16 protein-coding genes and 1 riboswitch are annotated in these 16,608 nt (G+C 33.9%); of the genes, 11 read left to right on the top strand and 5 right to left on the bottom strand.

Annotated elements, in window-relative coordinates; all coding sequences use genetic code 11:
- Window positions 1-47: 47 nt before the first annotated feature.
- Entirely contained in the window at window positions 48-563 is a 516-nt protein-coding gene (locus tag HR057_RS03445; protein ID WP_173730027.1) for a DUF3231 family protein, read from the bottom strand.
- A 225-nt stretch (window positions 564-788) separates the two neighbouring features.
- Here HR057_RS03445 and HR057_RS17205 point away from each other — a divergent pair, with 225 nt between their 5' ends.
- The 11 genes from HR057_RS17205 (at window position 789) to HR057_RS03395 (ending at window position 12,236) form a co-directional block, all read left to right on the top strand.
- On the top strand, window positions 789-923 hold the full coding sequence (locus HR057_RS17205) for a hypothetical protein (RefSeq protein WP_268990190.1): 135 nt from the start codon (window positions 789-791) through the stop codon (window positions 921-923).
- A 226-nt stretch (window positions 924-1,149) separates the two neighbouring features.
- Complete coding sequence (locus tag HR057_RS03440; protein ID WP_173730026.1) at window positions 1,150-1,419, top strand: DUF1292 domain-containing protein; 270 nt, start codon at window positions 1,150-1,152, stop codon at window positions 1,417-1,419.
- A gap of 135 nt (window positions 1,420-1,554) precedes the next feature.
- A riboswitch (cobalamin riboswitch) is annotated at window positions 1,555-1,757 on the top strand.
- Between the two features lie 194 nt (window positions 1,758-1,951).
- Window positions 1,952-2,998: a nicotinate-nucleotide--dimethylbenzimidazole phosphoribosyltransferase gene (gene cobT / locus HR057_RS03435; protein WP_173730025.1), complete on the top strand. Its 1,047-nt coding sequence runs from the start codon at window positions 1,952-1,954 to the stop codon at window positions 2,996-2,998.
- 413 nt (window positions 2,999-3,411) lie between these two features.
- The gene (locus tag HR057_RS03430; RefSeq protein WP_173730024.1) at window positions 3,412-4,404 is read left to right on the top strand and encodes an NADPH:quinone oxidoreductase family protein; all 993 of its coding nucleotides are present in this window, start codon (window positions 3,412-3,414) and stop codon (window positions 4,402-4,404) included.
- Window positions 4,405-4,726: 322 nt separating this feature from the next.
- Window positions 4,727-5,101 (top strand): GntR family transcriptional regulator, encoded by a 375-nt coding sequence (locus HR057_RS03425; RefSeq protein WP_173730023.1) that lies wholly within the window; start codon window positions 4,727-4,729, stop codon window positions 5,099-5,101.
- 2 nt (window positions 5,102-5,103) lie between these two features.
- A complete protein-coding gene (pmtA, locus tag HR057_RS03420; RefSeq protein WP_173730022.1) occupies window positions 5,104-5,982 on the top strand; it encodes a phenol-soluble modulin export ABC transporter ATP-binding protein PmtA in 879 nt (292 codons plus the stop codon).
- Window positions 5,966-6,613, top strand: coding sequence for an ABC-2 transporter permease (locus tag HR057_RS03415; RefSeq protein ID WP_173730021.1), 648 nt, complete (start codon window positions 5,966-5,968; stop codon window positions 6,611-6,613). Before pmtA ends, HR057_RS03415 begins: the two co-directional genes overlap by 17 nt.
- A gap of 208 nt (window positions 6,614-6,821) precedes the next feature.
- Window positions 6,822-7,622 (top strand): LysM peptidoglycan-binding domain-containing protein, encoded by an 801-nt coding sequence (locus tag HR057_RS03410; protein ID WP_329955829.1) that lies wholly within the window; start codon window positions 6,822-6,824, stop codon window positions 7,620-7,622.
- Window positions 7,623-7,949: 327 nt separating this feature from the next.
- Window positions 7,950-8,384: a GNAT family N-acetyltransferase gene (locus HR057_RS03405; protein ID WP_173730019.1), complete on the top strand. Its 435-nt coding sequence runs from the start codon at window positions 7,950-7,952 to the stop codon at window positions 8,382-8,384.
- Window positions 8,385-8,893: 509 nt separating this feature from the next.
- Window positions 8,894-9,991, top strand: a complete 1,098-nt coding sequence (xerS, locus tag HR057_RS03400) for a tyrosine recombinase XerS (protein WP_173730018.1) — start codon at window positions 8,894-8,896, stop codon at window positions 9,989-9,991.
- A gap of 265 nt (window positions 9,992-10,256) precedes the next feature.
- The gene (locus tag HR057_RS03395; RefSeq protein WP_173730017.1) at window positions 10,257-12,236 is read left to right on the top strand and encodes an AMP-binding protein; all 1,980 of its coding nucleotides are present in this window, start codon (window positions 10,257-10,259) and stop codon (window positions 12,234-12,236) included.
- A gap of 78 nt (window positions 12,237-12,314) precedes the next feature.
- On the opposite strand, the gene HR057_RS03390 is transcribed toward HR057_RS03395, so the two are convergent.
- The 4 genes from HR057_RS03390 to HR057_RS03375 are packed head-to-tail and all read right to left on the bottom strand — an operon-like array spanning window position 12,315 to window position 16,447.
- Window positions 12,315-12,542: a hypothetical protein gene (locus HR057_RS03390; protein WP_173730016.1), complete on the bottom strand. Its 228-nt coding sequence runs from the start codon at window positions 12,540-12,542 to the stop codon at window positions 12,315-12,317.
- On the bottom strand, window positions 12,542-13,738 hold the full coding sequence (locus tag HR057_RS03385) for a Ger(x)C family spore germination protein (protein WP_407926110.1): 1,197 nt from the start codon (window positions 13,736-13,738) through the stop codon (window positions 12,542-12,544). Before HR057_RS03385 ends, HR057_RS03390 begins: the two co-directional genes overlap by 1 nt.
- Window positions 13,701-14,843, bottom strand: coding sequence for a GerAB/ArcD/ProY family transporter (locus HR057_RS03380; RefSeq protein WP_173730014.1), 1,143 nt, complete (start codon window positions 14,841-14,843; stop codon window positions 13,701-13,703). Before HR057_RS03380 ends, HR057_RS03385 begins: the two co-directional genes overlap by 38 nt.
- Before the next feature lie 11 nt (window positions 14,844-14,854).
- Entirely contained in the window at window positions 14,855-16,447 is a 1,593-nt protein-coding gene (locus HR057_RS03375) for a spore germination protein (protein WP_173730013.1), read from the bottom strand.
- Window positions 16,448-16,608: the final 161 nt, after the last annotated feature.

The raw sequence follows: 16,608 nt of genomic DNA, 5'->3' as shown, positions 1-16,608 counted from the left end.
AATAAACAACAGAGCCCTTATTTCAAGGGCTCTTCATCTTAATATTACTATACACAAACGGCCTCTTTAGTTTTATGAAGTGGGGGTGGGATTAACCAGCCTTTTTCTTTATTTAACCTTAAGGCTTTCAGTGCAATTGCTGCTTTTTGTGTATGGAACTGCCCAAACATCATCCCAATGTCTTCACGAATACATTGGGCCATGATTCCACTGCATGCAACTAAACCTGCTCCTAGTGTTGCGGAAACAAAGGCCGCAATTTCAGGATCTGAATATCTTGCGCCAGCTGGTATATCCTCAGTACAAGCTTTCGGTCTTTCCGGCGGTGTTGGTGGAAGACCGATCCCGTTTTCTTTTAAGAGGGTTTCAATTTGTTTTTCCTCATTTTCGCATTGTTCAATACATTCTTCTAATAATTTTCTTAAATCATCATCACCAGCATGATTCAATTTTGTTTGGTAATCAGCCTTCGCTTGTTTTGTTGTAAGCAAAAATGACCAAGTTGAGAACACTTCTCCATAATGCATTGGTTCTTCATGTGGATTTCCACTTAAGATTCCCATAAAAACACTCCTTACTTCTTTTGCTAAATTTTGTTTGGAATTCCTATATGCTTATAAAACAAATTCATAAGCATTACATGAGATAGTATTTTCATCTTACATAGAGATTATCAATTCAAATTTCAGTAATAGCATCCAGAAAATGCGAAAAAAATAAATAGCGCATAAAGACAAATTGGAATGAAAAAACTTTAAAAAACAAGTTATGAAAGGAGTAGGGTAAAGATGACTCTACAAAAAAATTATCCGATAGCAAATTTATCTGAGGGTCAACTCCAAAAAATTCAAAGGCTCGAAAAAGAACTTAGCCAGGAAAAAAATGAAAACATCGTATTAATTGCTTATGATGAAAAGGAATAAAAAAGTTATAAAAAGTAAAGGGGGCTTTTAAAGGTAATATTTGAAATAGAAAGAATTCCTCCTTAATAAAACTTAAGCAGAAAAAGCAAAAATATGGATTGGTCTCAAAATTGTGTTACTAACAGAAGTTAAGGGTCACCTAGAGAGTTAAAATAAGAATAGACAATTTATAGAAACTTGTGATTAAATAGAAGGATATTATACATTTAAAAAAGGAGATAGACTAATGGAAAAACTTGAAGTTGGGGAAATTTTTACAATAATAGATGAAAAAGATCAAGAAGACGAAGTTGAAGTGCTAGCAACAGCTACAATTAATGACAGACAATATATTGCGGTGGGATTAGTCGATGATATTCAATCTGAAACTGAAGATGATATAGATATTTATTTTTTAAAAGTTGAAGAAAACGGGGAATTAGCTCCCATTGGAAGTCAAGAGGAATTTAATAAAGTTTCAAAAGTTTTCGATGAATTTTTTAAGGATGAAGATTGAGCCTATTTCGATTAGGCTCTTTTTTTTAAAACAAAACTAATAAAATTAACATATATTTGAATGTAATTTTAAAATAATTTAAAATTTTATTGAAAAATAAAGAATTTTCATTTAATATAATACCGTTAACAATTGAATACAATAAGGAACTAAGATGCCATTAATGGCTTAATAGGGAATCTGGTGAAATTCCAGAACTGTCCCCGCAACTGTGAGTGCGAACGAAATAAGTACGATACCACTGTATAAAGGTTCATTTTTTATAAATCTTTATATGGGAAGGACTTAAAGTAGGAAGATGCACGAGTCAGGAGACCTGTCTTAGATTCAAAAGTTTCAGTTTCTTCGGGAGGTGAGGGATTGAAATGAAATGCTGACAATGATGATATTGTTAATTGTCTTTAAGTTCATTTCCTCCGCCAAAGAATGGGCGGTTTTTTTATTTTTTAGATCTTTAGAGAATACATAGTATAGCTTTTTCATTTTTTATTTCTACAATATTACTAATTTAAAGATAGTAAAGGAGAATTTTATGATTCATACAATGATAAAAATTCAACCGAAAAATAAACAAGTCGGAGAATCTGTGAAGGCATATGTTGACACGTTAACAAAACCTATTGGTAGCCTTGGAAGACTCGAAGAAATAGCAGTTGAACTTGCGGAAATGACCGGAGAAACCTTTCCTGTTGTTACACCTCCGGGAGTGATTGTCTTTGCTGCCGATCATGGAGTTGTTAAAGAAGGGGTTTCTGCTTTTCCTCAAGAGGTCACAAAACAAATGGTTTTGAACTTTATTCATGGTGGGGCTGCTATTAATGTTTTTAGCAGGCAAATAGGAGCCCACTTTGAAATTGTTGACGTAGGAGTAGCCGAAGATATTAACGCTGAAGGACTTGTGAACAGAAAAGTTCGCTATGGAACGGCTAATTTTTGTGAGACTGATGCAATGACTAGAAAAGAGGCAGAACAAGCAATAGCCGTTGGTTATGAACAGGCAGAAAAAATGATTGAAAAAGGCATTAAATGTTTAATTTTAGGGGAAATGGGTATTGGCAATACGACAACCAGCAGCGCTATATTAGCCGTATTAAATGGAGGCAACATTGATGGGCTTGTTGGACGTGGTACTGGAATAACTGATGAGAAACTGAAGCATAAGCAACGTGTCATTGAAAAGGCATTATTAGAGCGGAAACCGAATCATCAAGACCCGATTGATATTTTAGCTAAAGTAGGTGGTTTGGAAATTTCTGCAATGGCTGGAGCAATGCTAGCAGCTGCATCTAAGCGTATTCCTATTCTTGTTGACGGGTTTATTTGTACCACTGCTGCTTTAATTGCAAAACAAATTTGTAATACTGCAAGTGATTATATGTTTGTTGGACATCGTTCACTTGAACCTGGTCATGAAACAGCGATTCGACTACTAGGTAAATCCCCAATCCTTGATCTCGGTTTAAGATTAGGTGAAGGAACAGGGGCAGCTGTTGCATTTCCAATTTTACAATCTGCAACTTTAATGACAAAAGAAATGGCAACCTTTTCTTCAGCAAACATCTCTAAAGAATTAAAATAGATTTAGAAATAACTAAATTAATACAAAAAAATAAAGCTCCTTTCTTTGGCAAAGTCACTAATAATACCAAAGAAAGGGGCATTTTTTTAGTGAAGCATTATGAAATAGGAAAGGGAAATCAAAAGCGGAGATTAAAAAAATCGATATGACACGTATCAAGTTCTCCATTAAAACTATTTAATGGGTTAATTTCGCTTCATTAAATTTTGCTAACATCCCTCAAATTCTTGAATACTTTATTGTTTTCTAAAATTTAAATGATTTTCCATTTATCTTACAGTCATCTTGGATTTCAGGATAAAATATACAATTAATAGAATGATTATGTTACAATAATACCCATGAATACTCTGAATATTTTTAAACTACAAAAAAATAGAATATATGAATCTTATAATAAGGGGAGTATAATTGTGGAGAAAAAATTCCGGGCATTTGTCGTAAACAAAGTAGGAGATAATTTTCAATCAGGTATTCAACAATTAAATTTGAATGATTTGCCTGATAGTGATGTTACAATCCGTGTTCAATATTCAAGCGTAAATTATAAGGATGGATTAGCCAGCATTCCAAATGGAAAAATCGTTAAAACATACCCATTCATTCCTGGGATAGATTTGGCAGGAATAGTTGTCGATTCAAAAGATGCACGATTTCGTGAAGGGGATGAAGTTATAGTCACTAGCTATGAATTGGGTGTTTCCCATTTTGGGGGTTTTAGTGAATATGCAAGAGTTCCGGGTGATTGGATTGTTCCACTTCCTAAAGGGATGACACTGAAAGAAGCAATGGTTTACGGAACTGCCGGATTTACTGCTGCATTATCAATTTATCACTTAGAAAAACATGGAATCACTCCTGAGTCAGGTGAAGTTCTAGTTACTGGTGCAACAGGTGGAGTTGGGAGCATGGCCGTGGCGATGTTAGCTAAAAAAGGTTACAATGTCGTTGCTAGTACGGGTAAAGAGTCAGAACATCGTTATTTACAAGAACTCGGGGCAAAAGAAATTATTTCGAGAGAAGAAATCGTTGGAGAGAAAATACCGCCTCTTGGAAAACAGCGTTGGGCAGCTGCTGTTGACCCAGTTGGTGGAAAAACGCTTGCAGCAATCGTATCTCAACTTAAATATAATGGGGCTGTTGCTGTCAGTGGTTTGACTGGTGGCAGCGATGTTTCGACAACTGTTTTTCCTTTCATTCTTCGAGGTGTAAGCATTCTAGGAGTTGATTCGGTCTACTGCCCAATGGAAATTAGAAAAGAATTATGGCAACAAATGGCTACTGATTTAAAACCTGCTCAATTACTCGAAACGATTGGACATGAAATTAGTTTAGATGAGTTACCAAATGCATTACAGTCTATTTTAGCTGGAAAAGCGAAAGGTAGATATGTTGTAAAACTTTAATATACTCTAAAAAACTTCTTATTATTTGAAAAAACAATGTATTAAAGGATCCTAAAAACGATATATTTGTTTTGAAACAAAATGGAGGGGCGTTCAAGGTCGGAAATTCGATTTTTTGAACAGCCCCTTTTTTCGTAAACAAATAATCAACAATCATTTTTAAAACATTTCGCAAATGTTAATGAAGTTTTTAAATATATGGCAGTTTGAAAATAGATCGATCAAATCGTTATGATTTGGTCGTATTTATTTGACACTTTTGTATATACTGTATATAATGTTTATATACAGTGATAACAATATAAGAAAAGGGATGTCAGCTGTGAATATAGTTATATCAAATTCTTCAAATGATCCAATTTACATGCAGATTGTAGAACAAATTAAAGAACAAATTGTAAAAGGGGAGTTGACCGCTTCACAACCACTTCCATCGATCAGAAAATTAGCAAAAGAATTAAATATTAGTGTCATAACGACAAAAAGGGCTTATGACGAACTTGAAAAGGAAGGATATATAGTTACCGTTGGAGGAAAAGGTTCCTTTGTAGCTGAAATGAACAAAGAAATGTTAAAGGAAGCGAAGGTCAAAATGGTCGAGGAAAAAATGACCGAAGCAGTTACAATTGCTAAGCTAATTGGTTTATCGCTAGAGGATCTTAAAGAAATTTTGGAGATCATTTATGAAGGGGGATAAAAATGAGCAACATACTGGAAATAAGAAATGTCTCAAAAAAATATAAAGACTTTGAATTAAAAAATATTAATTTTTCACTCGAGAGAGGTTACATTATGGGGTTTATTGGACCAAATGGTGCGGGGAAAACCTCAATAATAAAACTTATTATGAATTTGATCAAAAAAGATAGTGGTACGATTCAAGTTTTTGGGTTGGATCATGTAAAAGATGAAATTGCAATAAAGGAAAAAATCGGATTTGTTTACGATGAAAATTATTTTTATGAAGAACTTACCATTCAGGAAATGAAAAATATTATTAAGCGTTTTTATCTCCATTGGGATGAGGAAGTATTTCAAAAATTTGCAAAGGAGTTTGATCTGCCATTAAAAAAGAAAATAAAAAATTTATCAAAAGGAATGAAGATGAAATTTTCATTAGCGGTTGCACTTTCACATCATGCAGAGCTGCTTATTATGGATGAACCAACTTCTGGTTTAGATCCGCTTGTAAGAAGAGAACTGTTAGAAATTCTTCAATCTTTAATGCTAGATGAAAACAAATCGATCTTTTTCTCAACCCATATCACTTCTGATTTAGACAAAATTGCTGATTTCATAACTTTAATTAACAACGGAGAGATTGTATTTAGCAAAACAAAAGATGAACTTACCGAAGAGTATTGTATCGTAAAGGGCACAAAAGACAAATTATCAGCACATCTTGAAGAGCAATTAATCGGTTTAAAGGTTAATGAATTAGGTTTTGAAGCACTATCGATGAATAAAAATAAAATCAAAAAAATGTTCGGAGATTCAGTTCTAATAGAAAAACCAACAATTGAGGATATCTTAGTATTTTCAATCAGAAGGGGTGATCAATTTGTATCATCTTATTAAAAAGGATTTACTGATTCAGAAGAAAAATTTATTTATTGTTTGTTTGCTCATTATTTTTTTCCTTGCCACACTTTCTAATATCGGTCCAGCAGGATTTACAATAAGTGTATTAGCAATTAGTTATTCCTTACTCCTTTGTGCCAGTCAAATAGATGAGAAAAATAATAGTGATATAGTTTTGATTAGCTTACCAATTAAAAAACAAACGATTGTCTTGTCAAAATATATTTCGGTTTACGTATATCTTCTTTTTGCCATCGTAATGAATTGCCTTGTTTATTTTCTTGTTAAACTGTTACAAATCCCATTAAAATACGAATGGTTGACAACAGAAGGAATTATTGGAGCAATCATCGGTAGTACAATATTTGCTTCGATTTCCTTACCATTAATATTTAAATGGGGATATATCAAATCAAGATTTCCAAATTATATCATCTTTTTTATATTTATCATTGGTTCTGTTTCAGTTGTAAATAACATGGATTATTATTCCAAAACAAAGCTGATGGAATTTTTTATACAACAATCAAAGATTGAACTTATTGGGATATTGGTCGCCATAACGATTGTAATTAGCATCATTTCGTATTTAATTTCCCTTGAATTTTATAAAAATAGAGAATATTAAAAGATGGATTTGTTGGGATTAACAGTCAATATAATTGAAAACAAATGATTTGTTTTAATGTAGAAAAATAAGCACCCTAAAATTACTCTATTTTTCGTAATTGATACACCCTTTTAAAAATACTGGAACAAAACTAAAAGGAGTTCAATAATCTAAATTGTAGGGATGTGTTCATTATATAATATATATGGAAAATGGAGTGATTAGGGTGCCGATCGTTTTTAATGAAGCATCCATATATACTGTTCGTCCAGGGGATACAGTTTATTCCATTGCACAAAGATTACAAAGTAACGTGGATGCAATTTTACGAGTTAACCACTTATACCCACCAGTAACAGATCCAGGTCTCATTTACCCTGGAAATGTTTTAATTGTTCCAAGACAAAGGAATATAAATTTAGTAACGTATATTGTAAAAATGAATGATACAATCTGGGACATCGCATATAGATTTAGTACAACAATGGATTTAGTGGCAGGGATAAACAACATTGAAAATCCAAACATGATCTTTACAGGCCAAACCTTAAGAATTCCTGTGATGATATATGAAATCCAAATGGGAGATACTCTTAATCGCATTGCAAGAAGATTTGGGACTACAGTTTCTAGCATCGTTAGAGCAAATGAAGGCAGACCTGCATTTCAACCGGATTTTATTTGGCCAGGTGATTATCTAATTGTTCCATTGCCAACGTCCAGAAATATAGTAGTTTGGAGTCCTTATCCCGCTACAAGATTAGTAAATAGACAAAGAATAGTAGGGCAGGCAAGGGTATTTGAAGCTAATGTTTTACACCAAGTTAGGGATGCAAACGGTGTTGTTGTATCGAATGAACGATTTACAACGGCAGATATTGGTGCTCCGGCCTATGGGAATTTTAGTAGTATTGTGCCCTTTGATAGAAATCCAACGACAAGAACAGGGGAACTTTGGGTATATTCGCGAAGTGCAAAAGATGGCAGTATTCAAGATTTAGTAAGTGTTCCAATCTTTTTTTGGTAATATAATATTATTAACGGAGGGGCGAAGAAAAAACTTCGTCCTTATTTTTGTATTAATAATATGATAAATAAACTATAATATTATTATGTAAACTAAATAAAAATATTTAAGACATGTATTCGTTATTGAAATCATCAACAATGTATAATGGGGATTAAATATTTACTGAAAATGATTCATTATGAAAATAAAAAGATAATGAACAATATACCTAATCTGTACAAATGCCCCTATTATTTTGTATTTACAACAAAAAACATATATATTAATTTTATGGCTGAACTAAATATAACTTAAAAGAATTGGTCCGGAAAGGATTGATAATAAGTGAAAGCAAAAAGAATTTCAATTGAAGAGGATTTACAAATAGCATTTCAAATTAGGAAAGAGGTCTTTGTAGAGGAACAAGGGGTACCATTAGAAGATGAGTTTGATGAATTTGATACACTGGATGGCCAATGCAAGCACATCATCGTTTTTTATGATCAACGACCAGTCGGTACAGGAAGGATAAGATCCCTTGATGGATTTGGAAAGTTAGAGAGGATTTGCGTCTTAAAACCATACCGTAAATTTGGTCTTGGAAAAGTGATAATCAATACGTTAGAAGAAATAGCAAAAGAAATGGGATTATCTAAAGTAAAACTTCACGGACAAACGCAAGCAGAAGGCTTTTATAAAAAACTTGGCTATCAAACTTTATCTGACACATTTATGGAAGATGGAATCCCACATGTTCTAATGGTCAAAGAATTTGTTTAAATTTGTTTATTTAATGGAAAATATCTGAAATTTTGAATATTTATATGAATGTATGTTAAAGTAGTTTTAATATCGAAAATTAAGGAAATGGATTATAAAGATATTAGACATAAACCTAGATGATTGCAAATTTATAAATGTGGGCGAAAAAATTTTCGTCCTTATTTTTTTAACAATAAGAGTAAAGCATAATCATTTTATGTTAACTCAATATTAACTAATAATTTGATTCATTAACCTTTGTAGATTGAAATTTTAGAATCTATTGTTTTTGTTTATTAAAATCAGGATTTGATGTAATTTTTTCTTTAGCAAATAAATATTCATATTATTTCATTTCAGAAGCTACTCATGAAAAGTTAAAGGTAAAAATTTAATTTTTTATAATAGAAGAGGTTCATTGCTGCTGGACTTTAAAATTTATATTATTACGTAAAATATTAATTTGATGTAATAATGTATGTACAAAAAAGCCTCCCTCCATTATAATTGGATTTGAGGTGATTTTTATGGCAAGATCTGGCCAGCAGCATTTTTACAAAAAACTTGAGCAAATTTTATCTGAATTGCCTTGGTATGTTGAAGAATTTATTGATCATAAACGGCGGACTTTATCACCAGCATCTTTATTAAATTATTGCCATGATTTTAAAATCTTTTTTAATTGGCTTGTTTCTGAAGGATTTCATCCAGGACCAATTAAAGAAATTCCTTTATCTATTCTTGAAAAGCTTACGACGTTACAAATTGAAGCCTTTCTCGGCTTTCTTAACTATCAACTTAACAATAAGTCTATTACAGTCAATCGAAAATTGTCTGCTCTAAAATCATTATTCCATTATTTGCAAAATATCGCTGAAACTGATGAACTTGAACCTTACATAAATAGAAATGTTATGGCTAAAATTGAATTCAATAAAGTGGCTGAAGATCCTGAGACAACTGCAAATCGAATGGAAGGAAAAATATTAAAAGGTGATGAATACGAAGAGTTTCGAGCATTCGTTGCTCAAGGATATGGTGAATTAGTAAAAGACGACAAGAAAAAATTAAACTTTTATAACTTTAACCGCGAGCGTGATACAGCAATTATTTCTTTATTCTTAGGTTCCGGCCTTCGCCTTTCCGAATTAGTTTGGCTTGATATCGGAGATATTGATTTCAATAAATATAACGCAAGGGTAATTCGTAAAGGAAATAAAGAACAATATGTTTACTTCAGCGAACAAGCGATGACTGATTTAAAAGCATATCTTAACATCCGAACAGACAGATATAAGGTCGACAAAACAAATAAAGCGCTTTTTATATCTGCTCCAATGGGTCCAAAAGGCACATCTAGGCGGCTGACGGCTCGTGCGGTTGAAAAACTTGTTGAAAAATATGCAATAGCATTTGGTAAACCTTCCCTGTCAGTTCACAAACTGCGCCATTCCTTTGCAACAAGATATCACGCGGAAATCAACGATGTGCCAAAATTAAGGCGGCAGCTTGGTCATGCTTCCATTCAAACAACAATGATTTATACGCATATACAAAATGATGATTTAAAAAGAGCTATCAACAGGTTAAATACGTTAGACAAGCTAAAAGAAAATGATAACTAGTTTAATATTATATGAAAGGTATTTGGAAGATCGAACCCATTGCAAATTGAACAAAAGGTTCTCTCCTAATACCTTTTTTATTTTTTTCAGTAAAATCCACTAATTCTTTATTCCTCTTCCCTACTTTTTGTAATCATCATTTACATCATCGTACAATAAAATTCATATAATTTTTCTTCCTATTAAATATAAAGTTGTAGTATTATTAATGTATATGAATGAATATTCTGATAATAGAAACGATTTTCGCTGTGGGAGGTTTTATATGTTAAATCAAGCTGTTTGGTTTCCTGATAACGCTTACATCGAATCTACAAGACTATATCGATGGATGAAAAAATTGGGATTTCAAAATTATGATTCTTTTTATAAAAAATCAATTCAAGATATTGAGTGGTTTTGGGATGAAGCTGTAAAAGAACTCGGAATTGAATGGTATCAACCTTATAAAAAAACTTTAAACTTAGATCAAGGAATGAAATGGCCTCATTGGTTTGTAGATAGCAAATCTAATGTGGTTCATAATGCTGTTGAAAAATGGGCTTCATGTGAGCAAACGAAAGATAAAGTTGCTTTGATTTGGGAAAGCGACGATGGACAAGTAATCCGTTATTCGTTTCAAGAACTTCAGGATGAAGTAATAAGAGCAGCAAATGGGTTGATTGCTAGTGGGATTCAAAAAGGTGATGTTGTTTCGATTTATATGCCAATGATTCCAGAAACAGTGATCGCAATGCTGGCAATAGCTAAAATAGGTGCAATCTTCTCCCCTGCTTTTTCTGGTTATGGTGCAGAAGCAGTTGCCACACGGATCAATGCTGCTAAAGCAAAAATGTTAATAACTGCAGACGGTTTCCTGCGCCGCGGAAAACAAGTTATGATGAAACTCGAAGCAGACCGAGCAGTCGGTCTGTCGCCGACAATTGAAAAAGTTGTTGTTGTCCGTCGATTAAATCATGATATTCCGTGGAACGACAAGCTCGACATTTCTTGGGATTCTTTCCTAGAGAACGGGCAAAAATTACAATGTTCCCCTAAAACTGTAGAAATGGAAAGTAATGAACCTCTCATGCTTTTGTATACATCCGGGACGACCGGAAAACCTAAAGGAGCTGTTCATACACATACAGGGTTTCCAATAAAAGCAGCGTTTGATGCTGGAGTGGTCATGGATGTCAAACAAGGAGATACGCTTTTTTGGTATACGGACATGGGATGGATGATGGGACCTTTCTTAATTTTCGGTGGCTTGCTAAATGGTGCTAGTATTCTATTATTTGAGGGAACCCCGGATTATCCAAACCCTGACCGTATTTGGGAAGTGGCAAGCAAACATGGCGTTACACACTTAGGAATATCACCAACTTTAATTCGTTCACTCATGAAGCATGGTGAAACATGGGTTCAGAAACATGATCTTTCAAGATTAAAAGCGATTGGATCAACAGGAGAACCGTGGAATCCAGAACCATGGTTATGGTTGTTTGAAAAAGTTGGGCAAAAAAGCATTCCAATTATCAACTATTCAGGAGGTACAGAAATATCCGGCGGTATTCTCTGCAATGTTTTAATTAGGCCTATCGGTCCGATTACTTTCAATTCTGCAGTTCCAGGTATGGACGTCCATGTTTATGATGAGAATGGCAAACCGGTTGTCGGTGAAGTTGGAGAGCTTGTTATTACAAAACCATGGGTTGGAATGACGAACGGTTTTTGGAATGAACCTGACCGTTATGAAAATTCTTATTGGAACCGTTGGCCGGATACATGGGTTCACGGAGATTGGGTTATTAAAGATGAAGATGGCTTTTATACAATTACAGGGCGTTCTGATGATATTTTAAATGTTGCTGGAAAACGACTTGGTCCAGCTGAACTCGAATCAATTTTAGTGGAACATCCAGCGATTGTTGAAGCAGGGACGATTGGGATTCCAGATGATGTGAAAGGTGAAGCGGCTGTTTGCTTTGCTGTATTAAAAGATAAACAACCTGATACAGACATTATTAAAAAGGAAGCAATGGAACTTGTAGTGCAAAAATTAGGGAAAGCATTAAAACCAAAAGAAATTTTCTTCGTTCAAGATTTACCAAAAACACGAAATGCAAAAGTTATGCGCCGAGCCATTAAAGCTGCCTTTTTAAACAAAGATACAGGAGATCTTTCTTCCCTTGAGAACCCTCATACTGTTGATATGATTCGTGAATTAGGGAAAAATTATTTTAATCAAATTGAATTGAAATAATAAAATATAGCATAACCTTATTAACTTCATCAGCTGCTTTTTAAATTTAGGGGCAGCTGATGAAATATTTTTAATAACTTACAGTTCTAATATTTTTCCTAACGGTTTAAAAATCGTATCGATCAGTTGAGTTGGTCCAGGAAGATCTGGAAAAATTATAAGCAACAAAGCTAATATCCATCCAAGAAAAGTCATTGAGAGAAAAACTATTTTTTCTTTTAGTGAATATTTTTTCATTTTTGGCCACTGTATAAAAAAAATACAAACAATTATGAAACTTACACCTAAAATTCCAATCCATTTCACTAATTTATCACCTCTTCTTCTGGAAACAGTGCAGGTTTTATATTCATTCCTGGTCTACGAACATAAGCTTTGGCATCAATTGTAACTGTTACATTCGGAAAAATTTCTTCCCAATTGTCTTTATTTTTCTCCCAAATTTCAGGATATGACCGTTCAAAAGCTTCTGCAAAACCAAATATGTCTGCTTTCATTTCTTTCTGAACGGTCTCAATAGCGGACTGTATACGTCCCTCTATTTCTTCCACTAATTTCTTCTCTAACATTTCAATATTTTCTCTTTTTTGCAAATTAAGACGGGTGCCATTTTGAATAATATCATCTTCAGTCACAGCTTTAAGAGTAATATGCCATCTATTATCTTCAATTTTTGGTATTAATACTGACCGAGCACGTAGCAAAGACATTGATACATATCCTTCTTCATTATCAGGTTTTACAGTTACAACGGCATCCACGATTTCATTTCGAAACCAAAGAACTCCTCTAGTCATTTTTTCATCAATTAAACCAATCATTTTTCCTTCTTTAAAAATAGCCGTACCTGTAATATATGTTATTGTTTGTTTTTTCGATTGTCCTTTTTTCGGTGGTAATATTTCAATATAAGGAATTGCAGCTGCTTTAGAATCGCCAACGAACATTTGTCCTAATGTCTTTATGGTTACATCCATACCGATCTTCATCTTTGACAATTCATAAAGGACATCTGCTAAATTTCTTTCGATTGGAGGTGACAGTTGGAATATTTCTTCCATGTTTTGCTTACTAATAAAAACATTCGCTCGTTCACGCAGCTGTGGATGTCGTAAAATGAAATCTAAATGCGGGCGAATGTCTTCTTGCGCAAATTTTTCTCCAATAATTAAGACTTCTGCATGTCCCCAAAATAAACGGCGTGGAAACTTTTGTTGAAGCTTAGACATAGCATCAGCAATCGTTACTCCTTCAGCTGACCGAAATAATACAGACGGACTTCCACTTGTCCCACCTTCCATTTCCTGTTTCCCTGTTGATTCCTTAGGTACAAATACAAGGACAGTTAATTCAATCAAATCGTCTTCTTTTTTTTCAACTCCCATGGCTGTAATAATCGCCAAATCATTCACTTCTATACGGTCCCAACAGCCTGTCAACAATAGTAACAAAATGAAAGAAATGCTATAAAGGAGACTGAGTTGAAACTTTTTCTTTTTCAATACCATTGTCCCCCTTTTTTCTTTTGCGATTGTTTCGGAACTTTGCTAAACAAAATAAGAACAAAGGGATGATTGTTTGAAATGAAATTAAATAAAAAGTGCCAGTTGTCCCTAAGAAATCGGATAATTCTTCAAGACTAGTTCCAGACCACCATCCAAATAGCACCAATAAAAAGGCAGTCGGCAAAACAAGCGGCTTGTAATCTGAAAGTTTCAGAAATTGAGAAATGCTAATAACATTAATATAGAAAAAGACAGATATTTTAATAAAAGTTCCTGCAACCCAAATAGCCATTACAATTGCTTCTAGATGCTCAAGAAAGTCACCAATGCTAACATAACGAACAGCAACCATAATTGGATAAGTAAAGGCACCGGTCAGTTTTCCGTAAAGCATATATGTAACAACATTAGCTATTACCAGTAAAATGGTAACACTTGCAACAGAAACCATCCCAAATTTTAATCCGTTTTGTCTGTCGTGAACAAATGGAAATAAAAAAGAAACGAGCAAAAACTCAGAATACCATCCTTGTGGAACAAATGATCCGAGTAATGAAGGTTTTATTCCATATCCTAATATAGGAAAAATTTGGTGATAATCTAAATCTTTCAAAAGAGTAATGAGAATGAAAAAAAAGAAAAAAGCAACAACTGGAAGAATGATTTCAGCCATCCTTCCAAGCACTTCGATTCCACCATAGACCGAGATTGCACAAACAAGAACCATCATTGCCATCACTACAAGAATTGGAGTTTTAACTAAAAAAGTACCAACAACAAACTCTGCATATTCTCGTATAATAATTCCATTGACATGCAAATAGAAAACAGCATACATTAATCCGATAAGCTTGCTAAATTTTTTTCCAACTAGAATTTCACTATATTCAATTAAACTTTTATTTGGATACATTTCGTGCAATCGGTACAAAATATAAACTAAGAAATAACCGATGACCGATGCCCAAATAGGTGAAATCCATAAATCTTGTTTAGCATGCTTCACCGTAATTGCCGGCACTAGTAATATACCTGTTGCCAAAATCGTCGGAATCATCATCATCGCTAATTGGAATGCAGATATTCTCCCTTTGTCAATCATAAGTTCAACTCCTAATCCCTCCCTTTCTCAGGGCCTGGTTTTTGATTGCTGGACTGTCGATATTTATTATACTCACCTGTAAGATGTGGACGGGTATTTAACTTCCACCACGGAGCTCTTAATAATACATCTTTGATATCTTGAATCTTCATAGGTCCTAACGGTGTTAGATATGGAACTCCGAATGAACGAAGTGAACAGAGATGAGCTATGATAGCAATGAGCCCGAGCATAATGCCAAGTAGCCCAAGCGTTCCTGCTAAGAGCATAATCGGAAAACGCAACATTCGGATTGCAATTGCTGCACTATAGCGTGGAATTGAAAATGACGCGATTCCTGTTAATGCGACAACCATTACCATTGGTGCAGATACGAGCCCCGCACCTACGGCTGCTTGTCCAATTACAAGAGCACCGACAATGCTAACAGCAGCACCCACTTGTTTCGGTAACCGAATGCCAGCCTCTCGAAGCGCTTCAAACGTAATTTCCATCATGATTGCTTCTACTAGGGCCGGGAATGGTAGTTCTTCCCTTGATTTAGCAATACTTAAAAGCAAAGCGCTCGGAATCATTTCCTGATGAAAGGTAAGAATTGCAACGTAAATGGAAGGAAGCAATAAAGCTATTAAAAAGAAACCGTAACGCAACCAACGAATTAATGTTCCAATTAAAAAACGCTGGTAATAATCTTCCGCGGATTGCAGCAATGAATATAATGTAATTGGAACGATAGTGGCAAAAGGCGTTCCGTCAATTAAAATGACTACTCGGCCTTCAAGTAAACTTGCAACTGCCACATCCGGCCTTTCCGTATTTAATACTTGTGGAAAAGGAGAGTATGGATTGTCCTCAATAAAATCTTCAATATAACCGCTCTCCAAAATGGCATCGATATCAATCCGTTCAATTCTATTTGTTACCTCTTCAACTAATGTTTGATCGCAAATCCCCTCCATATATGCGATCATGATTTTTGTTTTACTATGACGACCTACGGTTAAAGATATCATCTTTAAATCTGTGCTTTTTATTTTTCTACGCAATAACGATGTGTTTGTCATTAATGTTTCAGTGAAACCATCCCGTGGACCGCGGACTACAGATTCTGCAGTAGGTTCTTCCATTGCTCTCTTTTCCCATTTTGCTAGTCCAACAGAAATTCCACTTGATTGTCCATGAATAAGAATAACAGGGTTTCCTGATGATATTTGTTCAACAACTTCCGCTATTGTTTGCACCTCTTTTATACTAGATACAGGCAATTTTTGTTCTATAAAGGTTTGGAAATGAGGCGATTCCTTTATATCATTTTTTTCATGCATTAATGGATATAAAACACTTTTGTCAATTTCCTCTATATTCGAAAGACCTTCAATATATATGAGAAGTGCTTTTATTTTTCCTCCAATAGAAAATAGACGAAAATTAACATCCGTACAATTAGCATAAACTGATTTGAGCGTCTGTAAGTTTTTTTGCAAATCTTGAACAATATTTTTTTCTAAAATTGAGTTTGAATTCTTTTTATTTTTATCTTCTAATTGTGTTTGCTTTTTTTCTATTAATAATTTTTTTAATTTATTTTTTATAAAGCCCAACATGGTCCATCCCTTTCTCTTATCGGTCGAATATTTTAGGAAGAATTTGGGTAATTTAAGAAAAAAATGTAAATTCCTCTAATTCGACCTTGTTTACTATCCTTGCCAGTTTTTTTATGACATATACTTTAAATTATCGAGATTTATAAATAAAAAAGGTTATC

The sequence above is a fragment of the Calidifontibacillus erzurumensis genome (assembly GCF_013303125.1).
Lineage (GTDB): Bacteria > Bacillota > Bacilli > Bacillales > Bacillaceae_J > Calidifontibacillus > Calidifontibacillus erzurumensis.
Note: the sequence above shows the minus strand (reverse complement) of the source record. Positions and strands in the feature narration are given on the sequence as shown.

Bases quoted from the DNA above. Each gene is read 5' to 3' on its own strand.
- HR057_RS03445 (WP_173730027.1), bottom strand. From the start codon at position 563: ATGGGAATCTTAAGTGGAAATCCACATGAAGAACCAATGCATTATGGA.
- HR057_RS17205 (WP_268990190.1), top strand. From the start codon at position 789: ATGACTCTACAAAAAAATTATCCGATAGCAAATTTATCTGAGGGTCAA.
- HR057_RS03440 (WP_173730026.1), top strand. From the start codon at position 1,150: ATGGAAAAACTTGAAGTTGGGGAAATTTTTACAATAATAGATGAAAAA.
- cobT (WP_173730025.1), top strand. From the start codon at position 1,952: ATGATTCATACAATGATAAAAATTCAACCGAAAAATAAACAAGTCGGA.
- pmtA (WP_173730022.1), top strand. From the start codon at position 5,104: ATGAGCAACATACTGGAAATAAGAAATGTCTCAAAAAAATATAAAGAC.
- xerS (WP_173730018.1), top strand. From the start codon at position 8,894: ATGGCAAGATCTGGCCAGCAGCATTTTTACAAAAAACTTGAGCAAATT.
- HR057_RS03395 (WP_173730017.1), top strand. From the start codon at position 10,257: ATGTTAAATCAAGCTGTTTGGTTTCCTGATAACGCTTACATCGAATCT.
- HR057_RS03380 (WP_173730014.1), bottom strand. From the start codon at position 14,843: ATGATTGACAAAGGGAGAATATCTGCATTCCAATTAGCGATGATGATG.
- HR057_RS03375 (WP_173730013.1), bottom strand. From the start codon at position 16,447: ATGTTGGGCTTTATAAAAAATAAATTAAAAAAATTATTAATAGAAAAA.